This is a genomic window from Martelella radicis, assembly GCF_014196625.1.
In the GTDB taxonomy this organism is placed as follows: Bacteria; Pseudomonadota; Alphaproteobacteria; order Rhizobiales; family Rhizobiaceae; genus Martelella; species Martelella radicis.
The window spans coordinates 1-25,494 of record NZ_JACIDZ010000024.1; the positions used below are offsets into that span (position 1 = coordinate 1).

At 62.6% G+C, this 25,494-nt stretch carries 23 protein-coding genes; 10 read left to right on the top strand and 13 right to left on the bottom strand.

Annotated features, from left to right (window positions below; all coding sequences use genetic code 11):
• Positions 1-228: 228 nt before the first annotated feature.
• Both GGR30_RS21935 and rpmB read right to left on the bottom strand, forming a co-directional pair.
• The gene (locus GGR30_RS21935) at positions 229-864 is read right to left on the bottom strand and encodes a VUT family protein (RefSeq protein ID WP_183491195.1); all 636 of its coding nucleotides are present in this window, start codon (positions 862-864) and stop codon (positions 229-231) included.
• Between the two features lie 95 nt (positions 865-959).
• Complete coding sequence (gene rpmB, locus GGR30_RS21940; protein WP_106307561.1) at positions 960-1,256, bottom strand: 50S ribosomal protein L28; 297 nt, start codon at positions 1,254-1,256, stop codon at positions 960-962.
• Between the two features lie 269 nt (positions 1,257-1,525).
• Between rpmB and GGR30_RS21945 the strand changes: the two genes are divergently transcribed.
• Both GGR30_RS21945 and yddG read left to right on the top strand, forming a co-directional pair.
• The gene (locus GGR30_RS21945; RefSeq protein WP_183491197.1) at positions 1,526-2,266 is read left to right on the top strand and encodes a DUF3108 domain-containing protein; all 741 of its coding nucleotides are present in this window, start codon (positions 1,526-1,528) and stop codon (positions 2,264-2,266) included.
• A gap of 18 nt (positions 2,267-2,284) precedes the next feature.
• On the top strand, positions 2,285-3,151 hold the full coding sequence (gene yddG / locus GGR30_RS21950; protein ID WP_183491199.1) for an aromatic amino acid exporter YddG: 867 nt from the start codon (positions 2,285-2,287) through the stop codon (positions 3,149-3,151).
• 6 nt (positions 3,152-3,157) lie between these two features.
• On the opposite strand, the gene GGR30_RS21955 is transcribed toward yddG, so the two are convergent.
• Together GGR30_RS21955 and gloB are read right to left on the bottom strand one after the other, a co-directional pair.
• Positions 3,158-3,595 (bottom strand): cupin domain-containing protein, encoded by a 438-nt coding sequence (locus tag GGR30_RS21955; RefSeq protein ID WP_183491201.1) that lies wholly within the window; start codon positions 3,593-3,595, stop codon positions 3,158-3,160.
• Positions 3,595-4,365: a hydroxyacylglutathione hydrolase gene (gloB, locus tag GGR30_RS21960; RefSeq protein ID WP_183491203.1), complete on the bottom strand. Its 771-nt coding sequence runs from the start codon at positions 4,363-4,365 to the stop codon at positions 3,595-3,597. The genes GGR30_RS21955 and gloB overlap by 1 nt, the downstream gene beginning before the upstream one ends.
• Positions 4,366-4,451: 86 nt before the next feature.
• On the opposite strand from gloB, the gene GGR30_RS21965 reads away from it, so the two are divergent.
• From GGR30_RS21965 to GGR30_RS21975, 3 genes are all read left to right on the top strand, one after another.
• Entirely contained in the window at positions 4,452-5,195 is a 744-nt protein-coding gene (locus tag GGR30_RS21965) for a class I SAM-dependent methyltransferase (protein WP_183491205.1), read from the top strand.
• 124 nt (positions 5,196-5,319) lie between these two features.
• Positions 5,320-6,429 (top strand): histidinol-phosphate transaminase, encoded by a 1,110-nt coding sequence (gene hisC, locus GGR30_RS21970; protein ID WP_246414114.1) that lies wholly within the window; start codon positions 5,320-5,322, stop codon positions 6,427-6,429.
• On the top strand, positions 6,426-7,355 hold the full coding sequence (locus GGR30_RS21975; RefSeq protein ID WP_183491208.1) for a prephenate/arogenate dehydrogenase family protein: 930 nt from the start codon (positions 6,426-6,428) through the stop codon (positions 7,353-7,355). Before hisC ends, GGR30_RS21975 begins: the two co-directional genes overlap by 4 nt.
• Positions 7,356-7,373: 18 nt before the next feature.
• Here the strand turns inward: GGR30_RS21975 and GGR30_RS21980 are convergent, their stop codons facing one another.
• A complete protein-coding gene (locus tag GGR30_RS21980; protein WP_183491210.1) occupies positions 7,374-8,372 on the bottom strand; it encodes a DUF2125 domain-containing protein in 999 nt (332 codons plus the stop codon).
• Positions 8,373-8,421: 49 nt separating this feature from the next.
• Here GGR30_RS21980 and GGR30_RS21985 point away from each other — a divergent pair, with 49 nt between their 5' ends.
• Positions 8,422-8,964, top strand: a complete 543-nt coding sequence (locus tag GGR30_RS21985) for a gamma-glutamylcyclotransferase (RefSeq protein ID WP_183491212.1) — start codon at positions 8,422-8,424, stop codon at positions 8,962-8,964.
• A 6-nt stretch (positions 8,965-8,970) separates the two neighbouring features.
• On the opposite strand, the gene GGR30_RS21990 is transcribed toward GGR30_RS21985, so the two are convergent.
• From GGR30_RS21990 to ftsE, 4 genes are all read right to left on the bottom strand, one after another.
• Positions 8,971-9,765: a lysophospholipid acyltransferase family protein gene (locus tag GGR30_RS21990; RefSeq protein WP_183491214.1), complete on the bottom strand. Its 795-nt coding sequence runs from the start codon at positions 9,763-9,765 to the stop codon at positions 8,971-8,973.
• A 5-nt stretch (positions 9,766-9,770) separates the two neighbouring features.
• Positions 9,771-10,457: a YdcF family protein gene (locus GGR30_RS21995; protein WP_183491216.1), complete on the bottom strand. Its 687-nt coding sequence runs from the start codon at positions 10,455-10,457 to the stop codon at positions 9,771-9,773.
• A 166-nt stretch (positions 10,458-10,623) separates the two neighbouring features.
• Entirely contained in the window at positions 10,624-11,637 is a 1,014-nt protein-coding gene (locus tag GGR30_RS22000; RefSeq protein WP_183491276.1) for a cell division protein FtsX, read from the bottom strand.
• A gap of 421 nt (positions 11,638-12,058) precedes the next feature.
• A complete protein-coding gene (gene ftsE, locus GGR30_RS22005) occupies positions 12,059-12,718 on the bottom strand; it encodes a cell division ATP-binding protein FtsE (RefSeq protein WP_183491277.1) in 660 nt (219 codons plus the stop codon).
• Positions 12,719-12,961: 243 nt separating this feature from the next.
• Between ftsE and hpt the strand changes: the two genes are divergently transcribed.
• Positions 12,962-13,504 carry a hypoxanthine phosphoribosyltransferase gene (gene hpt, locus GGR30_RS22010; RefSeq protein WP_183491218.1) on the top strand — a complete coding sequence of 181 codons (543 nt, stop codon included), beginning with the start codon at positions 12,962-12,964 and terminating at the stop codon, positions 13,502-13,504.
• A 163-nt stretch (positions 13,505-13,667) separates the two neighbouring features.
• Positions 13,668-14,027: a response regulator gene (locus GGR30_RS22015; RefSeq protein ID WP_138749918.1), complete on the top strand. Its 360-nt coding sequence runs from the start codon at positions 13,668-13,670 to the stop codon at positions 14,025-14,027.
• Between the two features lie 72 nt (positions 14,028-14,099).
• On the opposite strand, the gene GGR30_RS22020 is transcribed toward GGR30_RS22015, so the two are convergent.
• The 4 genes from GGR30_RS22020 to argH all read right to left on the bottom strand — a co-directional run bounded on the left by GGR30_RS22020 (position 14,100) and on the right by argH (position 19,818).
• A complete protein-coding gene (locus GGR30_RS22020) occupies positions 14,100-16,661 on the bottom strand; it encodes a TIGR02302 family protein (RefSeq protein ID WP_183491220.1) in 2,562 nt (853 codons plus the stop codon).
• Between the two features lie 127 nt (positions 16,662-16,788).
• Positions 16,789-18,051 carry a diaminopimelate decarboxylase gene (lysA, locus tag GGR30_RS22025; protein ID WP_183491222.1) on the bottom strand — a complete coding sequence of 421 codons (1,263 nt, stop codon included), beginning with the start codon at positions 18,049-18,051 and terminating at the stop codon, positions 16,789-16,791.
• A gap of 15 nt (positions 18,052-18,066) precedes the next feature.
• Entirely contained in the window at positions 18,067-18,333 is a 267-nt protein-coding gene (gene lptM, locus GGR30_RS22030; protein WP_183491224.1) for an LPS translocon maturation chaperone LptM, read from the bottom strand.
• An 87-nt stretch (positions 18,334-18,420) separates the two neighbouring features.
• Entirely contained in the window at positions 18,421-19,818 is a 1,398-nt protein-coding gene (argH, locus tag GGR30_RS22035; RefSeq protein WP_183491226.1) for an argininosuccinate lyase, read from the bottom strand.
• A gap of 23 nt (positions 19,819-19,841) precedes the next feature.
• Between argH and tlpA the strand changes: the two genes are divergently transcribed.
• Complete coding sequence (gene tlpA / locus GGR30_RS22040; protein ID WP_183491227.1) at positions 19,842-20,504, top strand: thiol:disulfide interchange protein TlpA; 663 nt, start codon at positions 19,842-19,844, stop codon at positions 20,502-20,504.
• 376 nt (positions 20,505-20,880) lie between these two features.
• On the top strand, positions 20,881-25,479 hold the full coding sequence (locus GGR30_RS22045) for an autotransporter domain-containing protein (protein WP_183491229.1): 4,599 nt from the start codon (positions 20,881-20,883) through the stop codon (positions 25,477-25,479).
• Positions 25,480-25,494 lie beyond the last annotated feature (15 nt).

Below are 25,494 nucleotides of genomic sequence, written 5' to 3' on the forward strand. Positions count from 1 at the left end.
CGAAAAATCCTAACCCTTGCAAACGCAATGCTAAGAGATCAGACCATGTACAAACCAGCCTGAACAGGTACAAAACAATACAGTTGCCAGGGCGGTTCTTGCAAACTTATCCGTTCACACCACGCCGAAAGGCCAGTCGTATGGCCCTGGATCCCGGCTCAAGGCCGGGATGACGGTAGAGTGTGCCGGAGGCCATGTAGCAAGACGCGCGAACGCGGAACCAAGCCTTTACGCATTCACCGGCCGCATCGGCCTCAGCCAGGTCATCAGCGCGCCATAGGGCAGCAGCATGACGAGGCTGAAGATCAGCTTGACCGAAAGGTCGCCCAGCGCCCAGGAAACCCAGCGCGGCACCTCCATGAACGAAAAGACGCCGAAGAGCGGCGCGATGCCGAGGGCGAATTCATCATTGGCGCCGATGAAGGCGAAGATGGCGGCGAAGCTGATGGAGAAGAACAGAACCGTATCCAGGATCGAGCCGAACAGCGAGCCGACAAGCGGCGCCTTCCACCAGCTCTGGCGGCGTAGGCGATTGAACAGCGTGATGTCGAGGAACTGGCCCACCAGAAACGCCGTGCCGGAGGCGATCGCGATGCGCGGCACCGAGGCGTAGAAGGAAAAGGCGACGCCGACGACGAAGCCGGCGACGACCACCTTGCGCGCGGCCGTCGGACCGAACTGACGGTTGGTCAGGTCGTTGACGAGAAAGGCAAGCGGATAGGTGAACGCGCCCCAGGTCAGTAGGTCGGCAAGCGAAATGCCGTAGACCATGCCCTGAACGGGATACTGAACCAGAATGTTGGAGGCGAGAACGACGCCTGCCATCAGCAGGCTGTAGATAATGACGGATTGCGACTGTCGCATTTTTTTATCCTGGGTGATGCCACCAGTTGGAGGACAAATAAAGAAAGCCTTACTGCCGGGCAGCAAGGCTCTCCAGTTTCAAAACTGCCTGAAGATCAGGCGGCGGCCTGTTCAGCCGTCTTCTTGATGATTTCCTTGCGGATCAGGCGCGCGCGCGGCGACAGATCGCCCTCGCCGGACTTGATCAGGAATGCGTCGAGGCCGCCACGATGTTCAACCGAGCGCAGCGCTGCAGCGGAAACGCGCAGGCGATAGCTCTGGCCGGTGGCTTCGGACATCAGCGTCACGCGGCACAGGTTCGGCAGGAACTTGCGGCGGGTCTTGTTGTTGGCGTGGCTGACATTGTTGCCGGACAGCACGCCCTTGCCAGTCAATTCACACGTGCGGGACATGATTTCACCTATACTCGTCTTCAGCCAACGGCTTACAACGGGACGGCCTAGTCCCGCGATCCAATTGGCGGCTAATTGGAAAGTTGCGGTTCTATAATCGGGCGACACGCAAAGGTCAAGGCAGGAAGCCGGATTTTCACGGGGACGCGAAAATTTACCGCTGTTTTTTTCAGCCCGCCTGACGCATAAACAGGTGAGCAGGAACGACCATATCACGGGTGCGAGAGAGCGACATGAGAAAAACCATCATTTATCAGACTGTAATCGCTATGGTTTTTCTATTTACGTCGGCTGCAACCAGGGCCGATGATATCACCCAGCAGACCGTCTATACCATCGCCTTCTCCGGCATCAAGATTGCCGATGCCGTATTCAACACCACGGTCAATGACGGCGACTACCGGATTGCCGCCGACATCAAGGCGGCGGGAATCGGCAATCTCTTCACCTCGATCGCGGTCAAGGTCGATGCTAAAGGCGACTGGAAGGACGGCCGCCCCGAGACCCGCCAATTCGATCTGAGCTACCGCGACGGCGATTATGCCCGCGACTACGGCGCGGAGTTCTCCCGCAAGCGCGTTGTGTCTTCAACGATCGAGCCGGATCCCGGTCCGCGCGGCGATGACTGGGTCGACGTCACCGCAAAGCATCTGCGCGGCGTGATTGATCCGATCTCGGCCCTGCTGCTGCCGCCGTCCCAAAATCCCTGCCAGGGCAAGATCGCGATCTTCGACGGCGAGACGCGGCTGAACCTGGAACTGGCGTCCGCCGGCACCAAGCCGTTTTCCACCACAGGCTTCTCCGGCCGCGCGGTCGGCTGCGCCATCCGCTTCCGCCCGATCGCCGGTTATGAGCGCATGGACGACGACATCGAGTATCTCGCCAACACGCGTGAGCTGGTCGTCTGGTTCGCCTTCAACGATGAACTCAATGTCTATGCCCCGGTCACCGCGCAAATCCCGCTGAAGATCGGCAGGCTGACGATTTACGCCTCGAAGTTCGGCGTCTGATACACGGGCTGTCTCATCATGCGCGCAACGCTGATCGGCTTCTCGGCCGTCATCATGTGGTCGTTTCTGGCTCTGTTCACGGCGGCCTCCGGCGATGTGCCGCCATTTCAGCTTTCGGCCATCGCCTTTGCCATCGCCAGCCTTCCCGGGATTGCGGTCCTGATCGCGCGGCCGGAACGCCGCCATGCGCTGCGCCAGCCGGCAAAGGTATGGATCGCAGGCATTGCCGGCCTGTTCGGCTACCACTTCCTCTATTTCACCGCCTTGCGCAACGCGCCCGCCGTGGATGCCGGACTGATCGCCTATCTCTGGCCGCTCCTGATCGTCGTCGGATCGGCGCTGCTGCCGGGCGAGAAGCTGAAGGCCCATCACATCGCAGGCGCGATCGCCGGCTTTGCCGGAACAGCGCTTCTGATCACCCGCGGCGGCGGGCTGACGATCAGCGGCGAATACACGCTCGGCTATATCGCCGCCTTTCTCTGCGCCTTCACCTGGTCGGGCTATTCGCTGATCTCGCGGTCCTTTTCCAAGGTCTCGACCGATGTGGTCACCGGCTTCTGCCTCGCGACCTCGGTGCTTTCGCTTTTCTGCCACCTGCTGCTTGAAACAACCGTCTGGCCGCAGACGGCAACTGAGTGGCTGGCGGTTGTCGGCCTTGGCCTGTTTCCGGTCGGCATCGCCTTTTATGCTTGGGACTACGGCGTGAAGAGGGGCAATATCCAGGTTCTGGGGGCGGCAAGCTATGCCGCGCCGCTGTTTTCGACCATCGTGCTCCTCGTCGCCCGCTTCGGCGAGCCGGGCTGGCGCGTGATCGTCGCCTGCCTGTTGATCACCGGCGGCGCGGTTCTTGCCGCGCGCGACATGATCGTCCGGAAAAAGGCCTGAGGCGTTTCAGCCGGCCGGCGCCCAGTCCGGAGCAGCGAGTTCGAAATCATCGAAGATAAAGCCGGGGGCGACGGTGCAGCCCACCAGCGTGAAGTCGCCCGTGCTTTCCGCCGCCTGCCACTGGCCGGCGGGGATGACGCCCTGCGGACGTTCGCCGGCCATGATATCCGGCCCGAGCGTCATCGTCTCGGTTGCCCTCCCGTCGGGCGAGACCATCAGCTTCAGCGGCGCGCCGGCATAATAGTGCCAGATCTCGACCGTCGTCAGAAGCCGGTGCCAGTGCGAGCGTTCGCCGGCCTTCAGCAGGAAATAGATCAGCGTCGAGGCGCCGCGTCCCGGTTCGCCGGCCGTGTCGCGGAAGGTTTCCGCATACCAGCCGCCTTCCGGATGCTGCTGCATGCCCAATGCATCGATGATGGCTTCGGCTGTCGGAGCGCCGGCCATCAGAAATTGTCCTTCAGCCGGCGGACCTCGCCGAGAACCTCGGCATCGCTCGCATCGGCCATGCCGAGCTTCGCCCGGATTGCTGGATCGGCGACCCGCAGGAAGGGATTGGTCTTCTTTTCCAGTCCGATCGTTGTCGGAATGGTGAAATCGCCGGCATCGCGCAGCGCGGCCACCGCCTCGGCGCGCTCTTTCAGCACCTGATTGTCCGGATCGACCGAGAGCGCGAACTTGGCATTGGCCAGCGTATATTCATGGCCGAAATAGACTTCGGTTTCGTCCGGCAGCGCCAGCAGTTTTTGCAGCGACGGCCACATGTCGGAGGCCGGGCGCTCGAACAGGCGGCCGCAGCCCATGGCAAACAGCGTGTCGGCGGAAAACAGCAGACCGTCATCGACGAAGTGATAGCAGACATGACCTGCCGTGTGGCCAGGCGTTTCGATGACATCCACCTTGTGGCCGGCAAAATCCAGTTCATCGCCCTCGCCCACGGCAAGATCGAGACCGGGGATCACCACCGCCTCCTCGACCGGCCCGACGACGCGGCAATCGTAACGCTCCTTCAAAAGAAGATTGCCCTCGACATGGTCCTTGTGGTGATGGGTGGTGAAGACGTCGGTAACCACCCAGCCGCGCTCTTCGGCTTCCGCAATGACCTTCTCGCCATCGGGCGCGTCGATGCTGACTGTCCTTTTCGTCTCTGGGTCATGGACCAGCACCCCGTAATTGTCGGATCGGCACATGAAAACGGCGATTTCCAGTGAAGTCATCTCAAGCCTCGCGATTGCTTACCCAGTCGGCTTCAATGTAGTACTGTGCGGTCTCAAGTCCAACCGGGGCCGCCTGAACTTCGCTCATGAACGCCGATATCGTTGACCTTCGCTCCTTCTATCACACACGGCTTGGACGGCTTGCCGCCCACTCGATCGCCATGGCGCTCGTTCCCGTCTGGCCGAAACTACCGGACGAACGCCTGGTGGGGCTTGGCTACTGCCTGCCCTATCTCGACCGGCTCGGCGCGGATGCGGAACGGGTAATGGCCTTCATGCCCGCCTCGCAGGGCGCAATCAACTGGCCGGCGCATGCGGCTTCGGCCACCGCGCTGGTGATGGATGACGAACTGCCGCTGCCCGACGCCTCGATCGACCGCGTGCTGATGGTGCACGCGTTGGAGTTCTCCGAAAGCCCGCGCGAGACCATGCGCGAGCTCTGGCGCATTCTCGCGCCCGGCGGACGTCTCGTCATCGTCGCGCCCAACCGGCGCGGCGTCTGGGCACGGCTGGAGCATACGCCCTTCGGCAATGGCCGGCCCTATTCCAAGAGCCAGATCACCGAACTGCTGCGGGAAACCAATTTCACCCCCGGCGCCTTTGCCGAGGCGCTGTTCTTCCCGCCGTCGAAGAGCCGGGCGGTGCTGAAATTCCGCTCCAGTTTCGAACGCTCGGGCCGCACATTCTGGCCGGCCTTTTCCGGCGTCAATATCGTCGAGGCGCAGAAGCGGCTCTATCAGGGCCTGCCGGTTGCAGCGCGCGCCGCGCGCAAGGTTCTGGTGCCCGCCCTCGCGCCCCAGGGCGTGCCGACCACGCGCAACCGGCCCTGAGAGCCTTGCCGGCATGGGCCGCGCGCCCTCGACAAAGCGTCCAATCCTGATTATTCCTTCTCCGTTCAAAAACGGCCCTTGAGGCCACATGTTGTTTTCGAGGTTTCCTATGCCTGATCAGTCGATGAAGCCGACACCCCGCCCCGGTGTCATGGATATTGCCGCCTATGTCCCCGGCAAGGACCATGTTGAGGGCGTTGCCAAGGTGTACAAGCTTTCGTCGAACGAGACGCCGCTGGGCCCGAGCCCGAAGGCGATCGAGGCGATGCGGAACCTGAGCCAGACGCTCGCGCTCTATCCCGATGGTCAGGCGACTCAGTTGCGCGAGGCAATTGCCGCCAAATACGGCCTCAACACGAAGAACATCATCTGCGGCAACGGTTCGGACGAACTGCTCGGGTTGCTGGCCCATGTCTATCTCGGCGAGGGCGACGAGGCGATCATCACCGAGCACGGCTTCCTCGTCTACAAGATCCAGATCATGGCGAATGGCGCGACGCCGGTCACCGTGAAGGAAAAGAACGCGACCGTCGATGTCGACGCGATCCTTGCAGCGGTTACCGACAAGACGCGCATCGTCTTCGTCGCCAATCCGGGCAATCCGACCGGCACCTACGTGCCTTTCTCCGAAATCCGCCGCCTGCATGCCGGCCTGCCGAAGAATGTCATCCTTGTGCTGGACGCCGCCTATGCCGAATATGTCCGCCGCAATGATTACGAGGCAGGCCTCGAACTGGTCGCCGAAAACGCCAATGTCGTGATGACCCGAACCTTCTCGAAGATCTATGGGCTGGCGGCGCTGCGCGTCGGCTGGCTTTACGGCCCGCTCGAGATCGTTGGCGCGATGGACCGCGTGCGCGGCCCCTTCAACCTCAATGCGGCGGCAATCGCGGCGGCAACGGCCGCGATCAAGGATGACGGCTTCACCCAGCACGCCGCCGCGTTCAACGCCGAATGGATCGAGACGCTGACGCGGGAACTGACCGCGCTCGGCCTGACCGTGACGCCGTCGGTCACCAATTTCATCCTGATCCACTTCCCCGACGAAGACGGCCTGCGCGCGCCGGATGCCGACCGCTTCCTGTCGTCGCGCGGTTATGTGCTGCGTATGGTCGCCGGCTACGGCTTCCCGAACGCGTTGCGCATGAGCGTCGGCACGGAAGAGGCCAATCGCGGCGTGATCGCGGCGCTGAAGGACTTCATGGCCCAAAGCGCGAAAACGGATGTGGCATGAGCAGCGTTATGTTTGAACGGATCGCCCTGATCGGCATCGGCCTGATCGGCTCCTCGCTCGCCCGTGATATCCGCGCCAGGGGCCTTGCCGGCGAAATCGTGGTCTCCACCCGGTCGCCGGAAACGCTGAGGCGCGCGGAAGAGCTGGGGCTCGGCGACCGCTATACGGCCGCTGCCGAAGATGCCGTCCGGGGCGCCGATCTGGTGATCGTCTCCGTTCCCGTCGGCGCGTCCGGCGCGGTTGCGGAAAAGATCGCGCCCAATCTGAAGAAAGGCGCGATCCTGACCGATGTCGGCTCCACCAAGGCCTCGGTCATCGCCCAGATGTCGCCCTTCGTGCCGAAAGGCGTGCATTTCATTCCCGGCCACCCGATCGCGGGTACGGAACATTCAGGTCCGGACGCGGGCTTCGAGGGCCTTTTCGCAGGACGCTGGTGCATCCTGACGCCGCCGGAAGGCGTTGACGAGGATGCGCTTCAGAAGCTGACGGCCTTCTGGCAGGCGCTCGGCTCGACGGTGGACCGGATGGTGCCGGAGCACCACGACAAGGTGCTGGCCATCGTCTCCCACCTGCCGCACATCATCGCCTACAACATCGTCGGAACGGCCGACGACATGGAAACGGTGACCCAGTCGGAAGTCATCCAGTATTCGGCCTCAGGCTTCCGCGATTTCACCCGCCTTGCCGCCTCGGACCCGACCATGTGGCGCGATGTCTGCCTGCACAATCGCGATGCCATTCTGGAAATGCTGGCGCGGTTTTCCGAAGACCTCGCCTATCTGCAGCGGGCGATCCGCTGGGGCGAGGGCGACAAGCTGTTCGAACTCTTCTCCCGCACGCGCGACGTCCGCCGCTCGATCATCGAGGCCGGACAGGATGTGGATGTGCCGGACTTCGGCCGCCACACGCTCGACAAGAAGGGTTGAAGCCCAACGGCGATCCCGTCAGACTGGCGGAATCTGGCCGAGCGGGATGAAGCCCAGCATCGCCCGGCCCTGGTTCACCCGCACATCAAGCGTCATGGTGCGCTGGCCGCCAGTGAAGGACTTGATCAGCCCGGTGACGGTGTCGACCGGCCGCGCTGCCTGCGGGAAGGCGAGCTGCAGGACTTGGGAAATGCCGTCAATGCCGGTCAGCTCGACGCTGAAGCGTCCGTCCAGATAGCCTCCCTGATCGAAGGAAAACCGTCCGGAAATCGCGATATGAGAGGCGCGATCGCCGATGGCAAGCGTCGCCTGGTTGAGGATGCCGCTCTTGCCGCGAAGCCCATTGGCGCGAATCTGTTTTTTCGCCAGAAGCTCTCCTCCATCATCAACGGTCGCCAGCACATTGACGGAGACGGACGGCAGGGCCTCGGCATTGTTCTGCGGACGCAAGACGCCATTGGTGACCGTGAAAGCGAGATCGAGATCGCCGTCATCGTTTCGCACCAGGCCTTGCGCATATTCGGCCGTCAGCGTCCCCTGCTGGCCGGCAGGCACGGCAAAGCGCGCAGTCAACCCCTCTATGTCATAGGAGATCAGACGCGGGCCGCTGCGCCCATAGATCAGTTTTCCACCGAGATGTTCCCATTCCGAACGCAGGATCATGCCTGCGTCATTATCAAGCGTTGCCGGCCCGGTGACCGTCGCCATCACCGACCAGGGCGAATAGACCGGCGCCTCGGCAAGCAGCCGCGGCGTATCAAAAACGGCATCGGTCTGCCGGTCTCGCACATGGAGACTGTCGCAGAAAAAGCCGAAGCTTGCAGGAAAGCCCTGATAGCCGATATCCTCGCAGCTTACGACCGTTTCATTGCCCTTCTGCCCCTCCAGAAGTTCGAAAATCCGGGCCTTCACCGTGCGGGCGATGAAGAACCAGCCGAGCGCATAGGCAATGAGGATGATGACCAGCACGATCAGCGACCATTTCAGATATTTGCGCGTGCGGGTTGAACCTGCCATGGTGGCTTCCCATTCTGTCCTACGTTTCAATCGGAGTATGGCATAGCATATGGACGAATTCTGGGTCTTTGGCTACGGCTCGTTGATGTGGAATCCGGGTTTCCCGAGCCACAAACGCGCCAACGCCCGCCTTTCCGGCTATCACAGAAGCCTCTGCGTTTATTCCTACGTCCATCGCGGAACCGCGGAAATTCCCGGCCTTGTGCTCGGTCTCGACCGGGGCGGCTTTTGCGAGGGCGTCGCCTTTGCCGCAAAGAATGATGACGAGGAGGCGGTGATGGCCTATCTGCGCGCCCGCGAACTGGTCACAAGGGTCTATCGCGAACTTGTCCTGCCGATCCGGCTCGACAATGGCGATACCGTTCCCGCTGTCACCTATGTGGTCGACCATTCCCACAAGCAATATGCGGGCAAGGTCGACATCGACAGGGCGGCCGACATCGTGCGGCGCGGCCACGGCCAGTCGGGCCCGAACCGGGACTATGTGCTGAACACCGTCGACCACCTGAAACAGATGCGCATCGGCGATGCAGCGCTGGAATCGGTCGCCAAGCTTCTGCTCAACGAGCAACCACGCCCCAGGCACGGCTGAGCGCCCTCAAGGCCCTTCGGCTGCCTTCAGTTCCGCGACGCGCTTTCGCGTCACTTCGGGAAGGTCGAGATGCGGATTTTCGGCGACGGTTTCGAGAAGCAGGCGGTCGCTTTCCCGCTCCATGGTCTCGACCAGTTCAGCGAAGAAGACCTTCGGCGGCTTGCCCGGCGGGATCGCCGGCAGGATCTTCACCTTGAAATGTCCTTTCTGGCGTCGAAAATTGCCGCGCGGCCAGAACAGGCCCGGATGCATGACCACCGGTACAACAGGGACAGCAAGGCCGCTGTAGATCAGTTGGATGCCGCGCTTGTAGTCCGGCTCCGCGCCAGGCGGGCGTCGCGTGCCTTCGGGAAAGATGATGAGCTGCCGCCCGGTTTCCACCTCGGCCTTCGTCCGCTTGATCGCATCCGCCATCGCCCGGCCGCTTGCCGCGCGGTCGACCGCGATCTGCCGCTGTTTCTTCAGGTACCAGCCGAAGAGCGGCATCTGGATCAGTTCGCGCTTCAGCATGAAGACGGAATCAGGGATCCACGGGAGCAGCATGATCGTGTCCCAGGCGGACTGGTGTTTCGGCGTGATGATGCAGGGTCCGTCGGGAATATTCTCCAGCCCCTCGATTTCGAAGGTCGTGCCGACCCAAAGGCGCATCTGACGGTTGACGAACCGCCCCCAGCCCTGGACGACGACGCGATAGGCGTTTTCGCGCGAGGTCGAGAAATAATAGGGAGACTGCACGATCATCCTCAGCGCCGTGCCGACGTAAAAGGTCGTATTGAAAGCGAGAGAACGAAGAACACCCATGCTGATCATGTCTCCTGCTCTGCGGGCCCCAGAACCCGAAGCCCGGTCACCGCGCGCACATGCGCGCCCAGAAATTTGAGATATTCCGAGGCCAGCACTTTCACATAACGCAGATTGCCGTACCAGGGCCCATCCCCCTCGCCCATGGGGACCGGATAGCCGACAAACACGGTATCGGGATCGATATGGCGCAATTCAAACAGGCCGCGCGGCAGATGATAGGCACTGGTAACCACCAGTACGCGCCTGTAGTCGTGCTCCTCGATCCATTTGCGGGTTTCCACTGCATTGCCGTAGGTGTCGAGCGCCTCATAGCCGACATCGACGCAGCATTCGAACAACTGGCTGTCGCCACCCGTGGTCTTGCGAATGCTTTCCGGCGTTGTCGAGGGATTGACGCCCGAAATCAGGAGACGTTCGCCTGCGCCTTCTGCCAGCAGAAGAAGCGCCTCGTCGATGCGGCGCGCGCCCCCGGTCAGCACCACGATCGCGTCGGTCTCGTAGATCGGAGGCGGTTTGGCGGACAGAATATTGGCGGAAAACCAAACAAAACCGCCGCCGAATGCGATCAGCACGGCAAGAAATGCGGCCAGAAAGAAACGCAGCACGGAGCTTGCACGCGTGACCTCCCGTCCTCGCGCACCATCCCCGTGGCCGCTCTTTTCCGGCGGCTTGCCGAGCTCGTTTTCCATAGTCCTTCCATTCCGGATGCCTGACGACCACAAATTCCGCGCATTCCGGAGTTCATCACGAATCAACGGCCGACCGAATCACTCAGCCGCCTTTCATACAGTAGAGACGATATAGCTGAAATTCGGGCCGGACGACGACGACGGATAAGTTGAAAATCGGGAGGGGCTAAAGCGTATCGGTGCGCGCCGGATCCGAACGGATGCGATCGATCTCCCGGATCGTGCGGATCACCGTCAGGCGCGCGGTCAGCGTGGTCAGAGCGGCGATGATGACGATGGTCAGGAGGATGCCCGCATAGGCGCCCCAGCCGATCGAGATCGTGCCGAACAATGCGGTCGCCTGGTCTGCGCCAGGGGTCGCCAGAAAGCGCGATTGCCAGAAGCGCGCGGCCACGAAGAACAGGCAGGCCATCCCGCCCCCCAGAAACGCGCCCTTGAGCGCAACATTGAGGAAATGGTTCTGGAACTGGCGCGCAACGAAACTGCCTTCTGCGCCGACGAAATGCAGCACCTCGACGATGTCGCGGCTTCCCGAAAGCGCGCCGCGCGTTGCAAACACCACCGTCAGCACCATGGCCGAAAACACCAGAGCCATGATCGAGGCGCCGATCGTCGTCGTCGCGTCCGCCATGGCCGAAAGCCGGTTCACCCAGGCGCGGTGGTCATCAAGATAGGCGCCGGGCACGGCGCCCTGAAGCGCCTCCGCCATCGCCGAAAAATCCGGCGGATTGTTTTCGTCTATGGTCACGATCACCAGGCGCGGCACCGGCAGTTCGTCGAAATCGAGTCCGGTTCCGAGCCAGGGTTCCAGAAGCCGCTCGGTCGCCGCCTCATCCACCACCTGTCCGTCGATCGTACCGACGAACTGCAACGCCACGTCGCGCGCGGTCAGGAGAGCCTGATTCATGTCGCGCCCTTCGGCCGGCTTGATCTGGATGGTCACCTCACGGGAGATGCCGCCTTGCCAGCTTGTGGCCGTGGCCCGCACCATCGAAACCGCGCCGAGCGTCAGGCAGGCGAGAAAGGCCATGATCGCGATCACCGCCATCAGCGCCCGCGACTGGACGTTCGAAGGCGGTACGATCGGTGTGGGCTTGCCGTGCTGCCGGCCGGCCGTCGGCGGCTTGCGAGCGGTCTGTCTTTCCGCTTGAGCTTCACGCTCCTTTCCCCGGGTCGGCATTGCCGGACGAATGCCATCCTGCCGACGTGCCGGTCTTTCGCCCGATGGGACGTCACGGCGCTCCGCGCGCGGCAAGGACGTCCGGTCAGTGCCGGAGGGGATCGGGCGATTACGCGCCTGCCGCTGCTCTTCAACGCGCCTTGCCGCAGTCCGCGCGGCCTCGGCCCTTTCGCCCGCGGCTCGCTCCCTTTCCCCCCTCTCCCGCTCGGCTTCGCGCGCGGCAGCTTCCTGCTGCATCTGGCGCTTGCGCGCCGCTTCGGCCTCGTGCACGCGGATCTCCTCGCGGCGACGCTCTTCTAGGATCCTCTCCTCAAGCAGGCGTTCCTCACGCGCGCGCGCGGCCGCGCGACGGCGCTCCTCCTCGCGCTGTCGCTGAAGGCGGTCCTCCTCCAGACGGGGGTCTCGGATCGAACGGGGCGGCCTAGTCATAGATATCGAGCCTTCCCTCCGAGAGGATCATCCGCCTTGCGTCATACCGATCCATAAGCGCGATATCATGCGTGGCGATCACCACCGCGGTGCCCATCCGGTTGAGTTCGACGAAAAGGCTGAGGATGCGCCGCGCCATGGGCGGGTCGACATTGCCCGTCGGCTCGTCGGCAAGCAGCACTTCCGGTTGATCGATCAGCGCCCGCGCGATCGCCGCGCGCTGTTTCTCGCCGCCGGAAAGAACGGGCGGACGGACATGGAGGCGCTCGCCGAGCCCGACCCACTTCAGCAGTTCGATCACATCATTGCGGAAGGAGACTTCATCCTTGCCGCGCACGCGCAGCGGCAGCGCGACATTTTCATAGGTCGTCATATGGTCAAGCAGGCGGAAATCCTGGAAAACGATGCCGACGCGACGACGCAGCATCGGCAGTTCCTTGTGGGGAATGACGGCGACATCGCGATCGAACAGGCGGATAAGGCCGCGCGTCGGCTGCAGCGCCATCAGCATCAGCCGGAGCAACGTCGTCTTGCCCGCGCCAGAGGGGCCCGTCAGAAACTGGAAGGAATGTTTCGGGATATCGAAGGTCATGTCCCTGAGGACTTCCGGACCCATTCCGTATCGCAATCCCACATTTTCAAACTGGATCAACGCCATGGTCAGCAGGCAGCCTTCATCTTTCCGATCAGCGCCATCATCGCCGATTATGCATAACAGGAGGTGAACGAAGCGCAAGAGCGGCAGGATTGTGGCATTATCCACGGCGAATCGGCGGATGCCCACGCCCGTTGCCGGTGTTTTGATTGCCGCCCGGTTGCAAAGCCACTAAAACCGAACTTCCCGATAGGCAATGAAAGCGGCGCCACGGCGCACCGCAGGCAAGAGGAGCGCGCCATGCACGTCGTTCGCGGAAAGACGATCGAGGTCCTGTTTTCTACCGAGGACATCGCGAAACGCAATGAGGAACTCGCAAACGAGATCGCCAGCGGCCCCTCCGACGATCTTCTCGTCATCGCCATCCTGAAGGGCTCGTTCGTCTTTGCCGCAGACCTGATCCGCGCGCTCCATAAGGTGGGACTGGCACCGGAAGTCGAGTTCATGACGCTTTCGAGCTACGGCACAGGTACCATCAGCCGCGGCGTACGCCTGGTCAAGGATATCGACAGCGTCGTGGAAGGCCGCGACGTGCTGCTCGTCGACGATATTCTCGAATCCGGCCGGACCCTGCGCTTTGCCCGCAACCTGATGCTGGAGCGCGGCGCATCCAATGTCTCGATCGCCGTCCTCCTCGACAAGCAGAATAAGCGCGAAGAGGTTCTGGAGGCCGATTATGCCGGGTTCCATTGCCCGGACCGCTTCGTCGTCGGTTACGGCATGGATGTCGCCTACGCCTTTCGCGAGCTTCCCTTTGTGGGCGTGATTACCGGTGATGCTTAACCAAGGTTAAATCGCGGTAACAGAGCTTGTTAACTACATAAATTGCCATTTTTCGATGTTTACCTCTCGCTAGGAAAGTTCTGGTGATCTCTAGGGCAACAAGGCCCGGAACAACGGGTCAGCCTCAAGGGTTTTGACAAGACAGAAAGAACTGGACAGCGCCATGGCGAGGATTTTGATCACGGAAGACGAGGCATCTCTGAGGGCATTCGTTGCACGCGCCTTGAGGCTCGACGGCCATGAGACGGTCGAGGCCTGTGATGGCGCGGAAGGCCTCGAGCTCCTGTCGGAGAGCAATTACGACCTGCTTCTCTCCGATGTCCGCATGCCGATCATGGACGGCATCGCCCTTGCCCATCAGGCTGCCAGCACCCATCCGGGCATGAAGATCCTGCTGATGACCGGCTTTGCCGAACAGCGCGAACGCGCCGACGACCTGATGGAAAAGATCGTCGACGTGGTGCCGAAGCCCTTCGCCCTGCCGGATATCCGCAAGGCGGTCGCCCGCGCGCTGGCGGCTTAGGTTTTCACCAATACTATCGAGCCAAGCGTACCGGGACTGCGGAGCAGCGGTCATTGGTGCCAGAAAATAATCTCAGTTCCCCGTCTCCGGTTCCAGCAACCGCTCCAGATAGGGCGGTTCTGACGGCAGTGGCGCGTCCTCGTTGAGGCGTTCGCGAATGGCGTCGAGGATCTCGCGGGCGCGCTCGACGGTGAACTCGTCCGGCACCTGAACGTCATCGCCGAAATCGAGCCCGTCCGTGCCCTGGTTGCGGCCGAGCGGATCGCGGCCTGCCTGCGAGCCCCAGCCGGTCTGGCCGTTCGGTCCCTGCTGGCCTTGCTGACCTTGTCCCTGGCCTTGCGCCATCATCGAATTCATCATCTGCTGGGCGCCCTGACGCAGGGCTTCCAGCGCATTGCCCTGCCCTTCCAGCGCGCCTTGCCCTTCGCCTTCACCCAGAGATTCGGCGGCGCCGTCCATCGCCTCGCCGGCCTGGTCGAAGCCCTCGGCGGGCGGCATGCCGAGCTCGGACAGCTTCTGCTGCATCTCGCCGAGCTGTTCGGAAAGCGCCTGCTGGCGGTCGCGAAGCTGGCGCAGCGCCTCGCGCAGTTCCTCCGCCGTCATCTCCTGCGGGGGACGCTCGCCACCATTCTCACCCTGCTGTTCGCCGTCCTGACGCGGCGGCGGGTCGCCCCACTGCTCGCGATCGCGCAGTTGCTGGTCGAGTTCGAAGGTCTCGTTCATCAACCGCTGCTGTTCCTGGATCAACTCGCCGAGCTTGTCGATCTGTTCGCGCATCTCCGAATTCTGCTGCCCGCCCTGCTGGGCCATGGAAGACGGCGGTTGGATATTGTTCATCATCCGCTGCAGTTCGGACAACAATTGTTGAGCGGCAGCGCGATCGCCGGAGCGGGCGAGGTTTTCGAGCTGGTTCAGGAGGTTGTCGAGATCGCGCTGGCGCAGCGCCTGCTGCGCGCCCTGCTGCATGTCGGAGGGCTGCATGCGTTCTGCCATTTCGGAAAGATATTCCTGCATCGCCTGGCGCAATTCCTCCATCAGCCGGGCGATCTCGGCATCGGAGGCGCCGTCGCGCAGCGCCTCGCTCAGCGCGTCCTGCGCCTCCCGCAAGCGGCGTTCGGCATCCGACAATGCGCCGTCCTCGATCCCGGTCGCGATCTCCCAGAGATAGTCTGCCGTATCGAGATAGCTCTCCTCGTCGTGAGCCAGCAACATGCGCGTCTGTGCCGACTTGATGAGCAGATACTGCGTGATATCGGGGATGGTTTCTTCGGGGCGAAGCGTGATCGCGGCGCTGTATTGCAGAGCTTCCGGCATGGCGCGCACGTCGAGCGCGAAGATCTGCCGCTGCTCGGCGACGGAGCCTGCCAGCAGATTGTAGAAGTTGCGCGCCGGAAGCACCATTTCCAGCGGTTCGCTGCGAGCCACATGGCCTGCGGCGTCTTCGGCAATCAGCGTGATCGCGACCGGTTTGCCCGAAAGCGGATGTTCGGTGAGATTGCGGCTGGTGAAGGCCGAATGATCCTCGCTTGAGCGCGACGGCATGTTGAGCGGAAACTCCGGCGCAGCATAAAGCGGCTCGGCGTGCTCATCGATATCGCCCGCCGGAATGATCCTGGCGCGGGCCGCCGTCACGCCGTAATCGTCGGACACGGTGTATTCGAGTTCCAGAGCGCCGTTTGCGGCGGCCTTCGGCCTGCCCTTGAAGGCGATAACCGGCATTTCGTCCGGCACAACTCCGATCATCCATTGCCGCCCGGCCGCTTCCAGCAGACCGCTTGATGACAGCGTAAAACTTGCGCCGCGCATCATCGCGCCCTCTTCGGCCTCGTTCGGGGTCTGCGGTGCGTCTGCGTTATCCGGCTGGAAGGAGATCGGAGCATCGGCCCCCTCGCCGGAAAGGCGCACGGTCAGCACCGAGCCTTCGGGAATGTTCTCGACCTGATCGACGCCGTCGGCCTGAAGATAGACCGGCGCCTTGCGGGTATAAGGCGGCGGCGAGATCCAGGCATCAAACCGGAGCGCCAGCGCCGTCTCGCTTTCTTCCGCCGGCGGCAGGAAGGCATCGGCAAGCCGGCCAGAGCCTGTCGCCCCGGCATAGAAGAAGGCGACGAACAGCAAGAGCGCGGGAACGGCGCGCAGGCCGTACGGATCGATGGCTGCGAGGTCCGGCCGGGCATGGCCGCTGTCGATACTGCCGAGTTTCTCGGCCATGCGGCGCTGGTGGGCATGCCACAGGGCAAGCGCCTCCGGCGTCTCGCGCGCCGGCCTGTCTCCGGCAACGGAAATGGCCTGGTGAGCAAGCGCGTTCTCGCGCTCCAGACGCCGCTCGGCATCTGCCCGGGATGGCATTTTGAAACGCCGCAGCGGCCAGAAACCGGCAAAAAAGCCGCCGACAAGCAGCAGAAGGAGAACGACCCTCAGGGCAAACGGCACGGCGTGAAACAGGCCGAGCCAGGAAAAGGAAAGGTAGAGCGCAAGCGCACAGGCGGGCCAGACGAGGCCCGGAGCCAGGCGTTCAACGACAAGGTTGAAGCGGGCAAAGGCGCGACCGCGGGCAATGCGCCGCATCAGCGCCCTGCCTTGTCTGCCCTGGTCCGGGTCTTGCGTGCCGGTGTCTTGCTGTCGCGCGGTCATGGGTCCCGTTTGTCGCGCCTTTCGGCGGCGGCGTGAGCGATACGAAAACCATAGCACGGTTTATGACGATAGCGAGGAGACGAAGACGAATTTGGAGAAATCCGTCTTCAAGACTTTGCGAGCAGGGTCACATCCAGTCCGGCACGGAATCAAGCCCGATCAGCTCTTCATAGGAGCCGCGCGGGCGGATGACATGGTAGCGGTCGCCATCAACCAGCACTTCCGGCACCAGAAGGCGGGTATTGTAGGTGCCGGCCTGCACCGCGCCATAGGCGCCTGCCGTCGAGACCGCCAGAAGATCGCCCGGCTCGGGCCGTCCCATCTCGCGCGAAAGCGCCAGATAGTCGCCCGTCTCGCAGACCGGGCCGACGACATCGGCCGTCAGTCGATCCGCCTTCGGGTTCAGCACCACGGGACGGATGGCGTGGTAGGCGTCGTAAAGCGTCGGGCGGATCAGGTCGTTCATCGCACCGTCAACGATGACGAAGCTCCTCGCTTCCGCATCCTTCACATAGATCACTTCGGTAACGAAAATGCCGGCATTCCCGGCAATCATCCGGCCGGGCTCGGCAACGATCCGGCAATCAAGCCCCGCCAGTTCCTCGCGGATGACGGCGGCATAGGCCGTGGGCTCCGGCGGCGGATTGTTGTCGAACTGATAGGGAATGCCGAGCCCGCCGCCGACATCGACGTGATCAATCGCATGGCCCTTTGCCCGCAGATCCGAAACCAGCGTCTTCATCAGCCGGAAGGCATCGCGGAAGGGTGAGAGCTCGGTGATCTGGCTGCCGATATGCATGTCGATCCCGGTCACGCGAATACCGGGCAGTTCCGCCGCGCGGGCATAAACGGCCTCGGCGCGCGAAAAGGCGATGCCGAACTTGTTTTCCTTCTTGCCGGTCGAAATCTTGGCATGGGTCTTCGCATCCACATCCGGATTGATGCGGAAGGAAACCGGGGCTTCGAGACCCTTGGCCACGGCGCGCGCGCTCAAAACCTCAAGCTCCGGCTCGGATTCGACATTGAAGCAGTAGATGCCGGTTTCCAGCGCGAAATCGATTTCCCGCACCGTCTTGCCGACGCCGGAAAACACGATCTTTTCCGGAGCGACGCCGGCGGCCAGCGCGCGGCGCAATTCGCCCTCGGAGACCACGTCCATACCCGCGCCGAGACTGGCCAGAAGCCTCAGGATCGCCTGGTTGGAATTGGCCTTCACGGCATAGCAGACCAGCGCGTCCGAACCGGCAAAGGCTTCGGCGAAGACCTTGTAGTGGCGCGTGAACGTGGCCGTGGAATAGCAGTAGAAGGGCGTGCCGACAGCCTCGGCGATTGCCGGAATGGAAACACCCTCGGCAAAGAGCACGCCGTCGCGATATTCGAAATGGTTCACGAGGAAAGACCTGGCCTAGTTGAGAAGGGAATCGAGAATGAAGGGCTCGCCGTCGACTGCGGCGTCCGGCCCGGCATTGATGACATTGTCGCCGGAACCGTCGAGGACGATCGGTTTGTCGTTCGGCGCGATGCGGATGGCAGGCGTATTGGCGTTTTTCGCCTCGCGCTCGGCCTGTTTCGGCGTTGCCGGCGGCACTTCCAGCGGGCCACGCCGCCCGCAGGCGGTCAGCACCAGTGCGCTCGCCAATAATGCCGCAACGGCGATCCTGTCTTTTCTCATGGCACTTTCCACCGCAAGCCTGAACAAACCCGATGCCTCTCCTGATAGCCGATCAGGCGAGGCTTGTGCACCCTCAAACGCGCGAATTCAAACGCGCTCGCGCCACCAGGCAATCTGCTTTCTCACCTCGTCCGGCGCCGTGCCACCGAAGCTCTTGCGGCTCGCCACCGAGGCTTCGACCGTCAGCACGTCAAAAATGCCGGCGGTGATCGCCGGATTGGTGGCCTGAAGTTCTTCGAGAGACAGCTCGGCAAGGTCGCAGCCCTTCTTCTCGGCGAGCGCCACCGCATGGCCGGTCGCGTGGTGAGCGTCGCGGAAGGGAAGCCCCGCCTCGCGCACGAGCCAGTCGGCGAGGTCGGTCGCGGTGGAGAAGCCGGAGCCTGCGGCAGCCTTCATCGAGGCCGTGTTGACGGTCAGGTCGCCGATCATCCCGGTCATGGCGGCAATCGCCAGATCAAGGCTTTTCGCGGCGTCGAAGACCTGTTCCTTGTCTTCCTGCATGTCCTTGGAATAGGCGAGCGGCAGGCCCTTCATCACCGTCAGCAGCGCCACCAGCGCGCCGTTGACGCGGCCGGTCTTGGCGCGCACCAGTTCGGCGGCATCCGGGTTCTTCTTCTGCGGCATGATGGAGGAACCGGTGGAGAAACTATCCGACAGCCGGACGAAATTGAACTGCGGCGTCGACCAGATCACGATCTCCTCGGCAAGACGCGACAGATGCGTACCGCAGATCGACGCGACCGACAGAAATTCCAAAGCGAAATCACGGTCGGAAACCGTGTCGATCGAGTTGCGCGTCGGACCGCCGGAAAAGCCGAGCGCTTCGGCCGTCATGTGCCGGTCGATGGCAAAGCCCGTGCCGGCAAGTGCTGCGGCGCCGATGGGGCTCTCGTCCAGATGCTCGATTGCGTGGCGCACGCGGGCGCGGTCGCGGCCGAACATCTCGACATAGGCCATGCAGTGATGGCCGAAGGTGACCGGCTGGGCGGTCTGCAGATGGGTGAAGCCCGGCATCACCGTATCGGCGTGCTCTTCGGCGCGGGTCAGGAAAACGCCGATCAGGCGCGTCAGCGCCGCTTCGGTCTTGATCAGTTCCTTCTTCACCCAAAGGCGGAAATCAAGCGCCACCTGGTCGTTGCGCGAACGCGCGGTGTGAAGCCGTCCGGCCGCAGCCCCGATCAGTTCGCGCAGGCGTGATTCGATATTCATGTGAATATCTTCGAGCTGGCGCGAGAAGGTGAAGCGACCCTCCTCGATCTCACGACGAATTGTTGTCAGCCCCTCCAGAATTGAGGCCTTGTCCTCTTCCGAAATGATATTTCTCTCGGCCAGCATGGTGGCGTGGGCGATCGATCCGTCGATATCCTCGTTGTAGAGAGCCTTGTCGAAATCGATGGAGGCATTTATCTCCTCCATGATCGCGTCGGGGCCGGAGGCGAAACGCCCGCCCCACATTGTGTTCGAGGTGCTGTTGTCGGAAGCCATGACGTGCCTATCTGGAGAGTGACATGACGAAGAAGAGCCGCAAGAGCCCCATCTCCGCCAGACTTGTTCTTATCGCGCTTGTTGCCGGGCTCATCGCCGGCGCTGTGGCGGTATACGTGAAAAATACGTTCACTGGCAATGGCGCGGGTGAACTGGCGACGGCAGGCCAGTGTGAAATGGCGGTTGAGACCGCAGCCAAGCTCAAACCGCTGTCAAAAGGCGAGGTCGCGGCCTTCATTCCGGCGGAAAAGCCGCGTCCGATGCAGAACCTCGCCTTCAATTCCGACGCCGGAGAGACATCGCTCTCCGCCTTCAAGGGCAAGACCGTGCTGATGAACCTCTGGGCAACCTGGTGCGTGCCCTGCCGCGAGGAAATGCCGGCGCTTGACGAACTCGAGGCGGAGATGGGCGGCGATGATTTCGAGGTCGTCGCCGTCAACATCGATACGGGCTCGGATGAAAAGCCGAAGAAATTTCTCGACGAGATCGGCATCTCGTCACTGGCCTTCTATCGCGACGGCACGATGGGCGCGTTCAACACGCTGAAAAAGGACGGCCTCGCCTTCGGCCTGCCCTCCACCCTCCTGATCGACGAGAACGGCTGTCTGCTCGGCTCCATGAACGGCCCGGCCGAATGGGCAAGCGACGATGCCAAGGCGCTGGTGGGGGCGGCTCTCGGGCGCTGACGCCTGCATGTGACCGCAACGGCGACCGCCATCACTATTTCAGGCAAGCACCGGGTTGGGAAATTCCGTCTACCATAGTTGAGGGACGTATGAAAAACCCAATAAATTCGTGCCCCTAGCCCACAAGTGACGGCAGCCTTCCAGAGGTTTTCCGACCAGACCATGGGCGCTCTTGGGTAGCATCAAACGGGTTGTTGCAATCGGGTGACACCCACCTCAGATTTCACCTGTTAACGAAGAATAAAACGTTAGCCGCGCGTTGTCATGCACGCGGGCTTTCTGTTACCTCAAACTATGGTTGCGTTAGCATTTCCGTCAACCCGGCCCGGGGACAACAGGCCAAGGCGTTGACGGATCGGTCATTGGGGGGCAGAAAATGAACATCAGATTTGTTGCGATCGACGGGAAGAAAGAAGTAGGCGGGCCGCGTTTCGAGGCCGGTGGCCTTTTGCGCAGCCGGCGCTCCCTGCTCCTCGCCCAGGCCGCCTTCGCTGGCATCGTCGCCGGCGTCATCGGCGCCGGCCCGGCGGCGGCCATCCCTGCTCCCACCTGCCCGCCAAACCCGATCAACACTACCGATAACCAGTTTAGCGGAACTTGTGACTTCGGCAGCGATAGCTTCGTAGTCGGCCAAACGGCAAAGGGCACGCTGCTGATCTTGAATGGCGGCAGCATCAGCAGCCAGAACGGCACAATCGCGGGCGCCGAAGACGTTGATGGAACGGTCACTCTGCGGACCGGCTCGAAATGGACGCTCACCGGACCCGGATCAAGCGGTGAAGGCAAGCTCGTTGTTGGCGAGTCCGGCAATGGTCTTCTTCAAATAACGGGAGGCAGCGTCGTCAGCAATCAGCAGGGTATCGTCAGCTATGAGGATACCAGCAACAGCCTGGTGACGGTCGAAGGCGCCGGCTCGAAATGGAGCAACACTTATGGCCTCACCGTCGGCCTGAGCGGAAAGGGCCGGGTCTCCATCAGGACCGGCGGCAAGGTGGAGAATTCTTTCACCAATATCGGCTACGGTTCCTTAAGCGACCCCGATATTGGTGAAGGCACGGTAGAACTCTATGGCGAAAACGCGGAACTGACGAACCAATATCACATCCAAGTGGGCGTGTACGGAAAAGGAACACTCACGGTCAAGGCCGGCGGCAGCGTTACGAATACCGACCCAGCCACCATCGCTGCGCAATCATCCGGTGTAGGTGTGGTAGAAGTTAGTGGCGCAGGCTCGAAATGGGCATCTAAGGACGAACTTGCTGTCGGCTCCAAGGGTGATGGAAGGCTTTATATTGCCGCAGGCGGCGCCGTTACCAGCAAAACAGCCTATATCGCCAAGGAGACCGGCTCGAAGGGAACCGTGATCGTCACCGGCGCTTCCGATTCTGATCCGGCCACGCCTTCTTCGTTTAAGGTCGACACCAATCTGGTCGTCGGCCAGCGAGGAACCGCAACACTCTCCGTGCTTGAGGGCGGAGAGGTCGATGTCCCCTTTCAGATGACGGTCGGCGGCGCCAGATCGGGCTACGCGACCGTGTCGGGCAGCGGTTCGAAACTGACGGCGGGCGGCGTTCTTGTCGGCGGCAGCCAGGGCTTCGCGAACCTTGATGTTCTGGACGGCGGCCAAGTCCTTGTTGCCGAATCGATCACTGTCGCCTCGGGAAATGGCGCCTACCTGCGCGTCAGCGGAGAGGGATCAACCGTCAGAAATGATCTGTTCAGAATCGGCTACGGCAACGATAACGGCGTCGTGACGCTTGCAGACGGCGGCACGCTCAAAACCAACGACCTGTGGCTCAGCCAGGGCACAGAGGGCTCGGGGGATGTTGGTTGGCTCTTCATCGGCGGGGGCCAGGCGATTTTCGGTGAACTGCAGTCCGCCGCAGCGCCCGGAACGCTCGACGCCCCGAGCGTGCAGTTCGCGGAAGATGGCGAACAGGCCCTGCTCGCCTTCAACCACACCAGTGACGATTATACCTTCGCTCCCGATCTGGTAGATTATGGTGCCGATAATCCGAAAATCGCCAACTATGCCGGCACGACAATCCTGACCGGCGACGGTTCGACCTTCTCCGGCCAGACGAGCGTTTTCGGCGGCGCGCTGCAGGTCGACAGCACGCTCGGCGACAGCGGCTCGCAGGTCTATGTCACCAGTTCCGGCACGCTTTCCGGCAGCGGTACGCTGGGCGGCAAGGTCTATGTCCTGGACACCGGCACGCTGTCCCCCGGCGCCGCCGACAGCACGGGCACGCTGACGATCGACGGCAACCTGTCGCTCAACACCGGCTCGACCACCGTCTTCCAGCTCAACACCGCAGATGTTGCCGGAGGAGAAACGAATGACTTTATCTCGGTTGGCGGTGATTTGAAGCTTGGCGGCACGCTGGATGCGACGGTTGCGGCGGCAGGCTATTATTATCTGTTTGAATATGGCGGCGCGCTTTCCGGCGAGTTTGATGTGCTCGATGTCTCCGGCGTCGCCGATGCCGAAAGCGCCATCGACACGGACGTTGCCGGCGAGGTCAACCTTGCCGTGACCACGGGCGGCGGCGAACCGCAGACCATGCAGTTCTGGGATGGCGGCGATCTCAAGGCGGATAAGACCGTCGATGGCGGCGATGGCATCTGGAACGCGGCAAACACCAACTGGACGACGTCTGACGGTGGCAAGAACGACATCTGGGGCAGCCAGGTCGGCATTTTCACGGCCGCGGCCGGCACGGTCACCGTCGAGGACACGCAGGAATTCGACACGCTGCAGTTCAAGACCGACGGCTATCTCATCCAGGACGGCGCGCTGGCGCTTTCGCCGGTAAACGGCGACGGCGGCACGTTCAACATCGATGACGGCGTTTTGACCACGGTGTCCTCAGCGATCGTCGATGGCACCAAGAGCCTGCTGATCAAGGCCGGTGACGGCACCCTCACTCTGACGGGCGCCAACACCTATACCGGCGGCACCCGCGTCATGGCCGGTCGCCTTGTCGGCAATACCGGTTCGATCCGCGGCGATATCGCCACCCAGGGCGTGGTCGAGTTCGCGCAGGACGCAGACGGCACATTTGCCGGCACGATCGGCGGCTATAACGGCGTCAGCGGAACGATGGTCAAGTCCGGCGCGGGCAATCTGCGGCTGACCGGCGGCAGCACTCTCGACTGGTCGGTGGAAGAAGGCGGGCTCGTCTCCAACACCAACCTCTTCTTCGGCAATCTCGATGTCGCCGAAAGCGCCGCGATGACCTTCGACCAGGCCTTCGACGGCACCTATGCCGGCACGATCTCCGGTTCCGGCGACATTCTCTTCACCGGCGGCGGTCTGGTGACGCTGACGGGCAATTCGTCGGGCTATACCGGCGACAGCACCGTCACCGACTTTACGCTCCATCTCGACGGCACGGTCGGCGGCACGGTCTCGCTCACCGGCTCCGGTCGCCTCACCGGCAACGGCACGGTCGGCTCCACCTCCGTCGGCAATGGCGGCACGGTCTCGCCCGGCAATTCGATCGGCACGATCAATGTCGCAGGAAACGTCTCCTTCGGTCCCGGATCGACCTATGAGGTCGAGACCGAACCGGGCGGCACGTCCGCCGACCTGATCGCGGCGACGGGAACCGCAACGCTTTCCGGCGGCGATGTCTCCCATATCGGCTTTGACGGCCTTTATGCGGCGGAATCGGAATACACGATCCTGACAGCGGACGGCGGCGTTTCCGGCACGTTTGACGGCGTGACCACGACGCTTGCCTATCTCGATCCGTTCCTCGATTACACCTCCAATTCGGTGCTGCTGCGCCTGATCCGCAATGGTTCCGCCTTCGATCGCTATGCCCAGACGCCGAACCAGCGGGCAGCAGCCTATGGCGTCGAAAGTCTCGGCGCCGGCAACGCTGTCTATGATGCGATCCTCGGCCTCAACACAACGGATGTCCCCGCGGCCTTCGATGCGGTTTCCGGCGAGATCCATGCCAGCCTGAAGACCGGCATGATCGAGGACAGCCGCTTCATCCGCGATGCCGCCCTTGGCCGGGTGCGGGCCGCCACCGGCTCGGCCTGCTCAGAGCCCTCGGGTTCCGTGCCGCTGACGGCGGCGCAGACGGCCGAGCGGAACGCCAATGGCTGCATCGACGACCTTTCCGCCCCTGCCTACGGCGCCTGGATGCAGGCCTTCGGCGGCATGGGCCATATCGACGGCGACGGCAATGCCGCCAAGCTCGACAGCAATACCGGCGGCTTCATCATCGGCGGCGATGCGGGATTTGGCGACGCCGGCGTTCTCGGCGTCATGGCCGGCTACCAGTCATCCACCTATGATGTCGATGAGCGCGCCTCTTCCGCCGACGCCACCAGCTACCAGATCGGCATTTATGGCGGCACGTCGTTCGAGGGCTTCAACATCTCCGGCGGCGCGGCCTATGCCTGGTCCGACATCGACACCAAGCGCACCGCGGCCTTCCCGGGCTTCTCCGATTATCTGACAGGCTCCACCAATGGCGGCGTTGCCCAGGTCTTCGGCGAGGTCGGCTATGAATTCGATCTGGGCATGGCCACGATCGAGCCGTTTGCGGGCCTGGCCTATGTCTCGGTCCATACCGATGCCTATAGCGAGAGCGGCGGCGCGGCAGCCCTTGCCATTGCTTCCGACACCACGGACATGACCTATTCCACGCTCGGCGTGCGTGGGTCGGTGGCCTTTGACGAGGCGGCGCGGGTGACCGGCATGCTCGGTTGGCGCCATGCCTATGGCACGCTTTCCCCGAATTCGGTCAACGCCTTTGCTGGCGGCGCACCGTTTACCGTGGCGGGCGTTCCGGTCGGCGAGGATGTGGCGCTCGTCAGCGCCGGCGTCGCGTTCGACCTGGACAGCCTGGCGGAAAGCGGCCTGAAGGACGCAAGCCTGTCGCTCTCCTATGACGGCCAGTTCGGCTCCGGCGTGGCTGACTCCGCCGCAATGGCAAGGTTCTCGTTCAAGTTCTGAGAACATGGCCCGGGC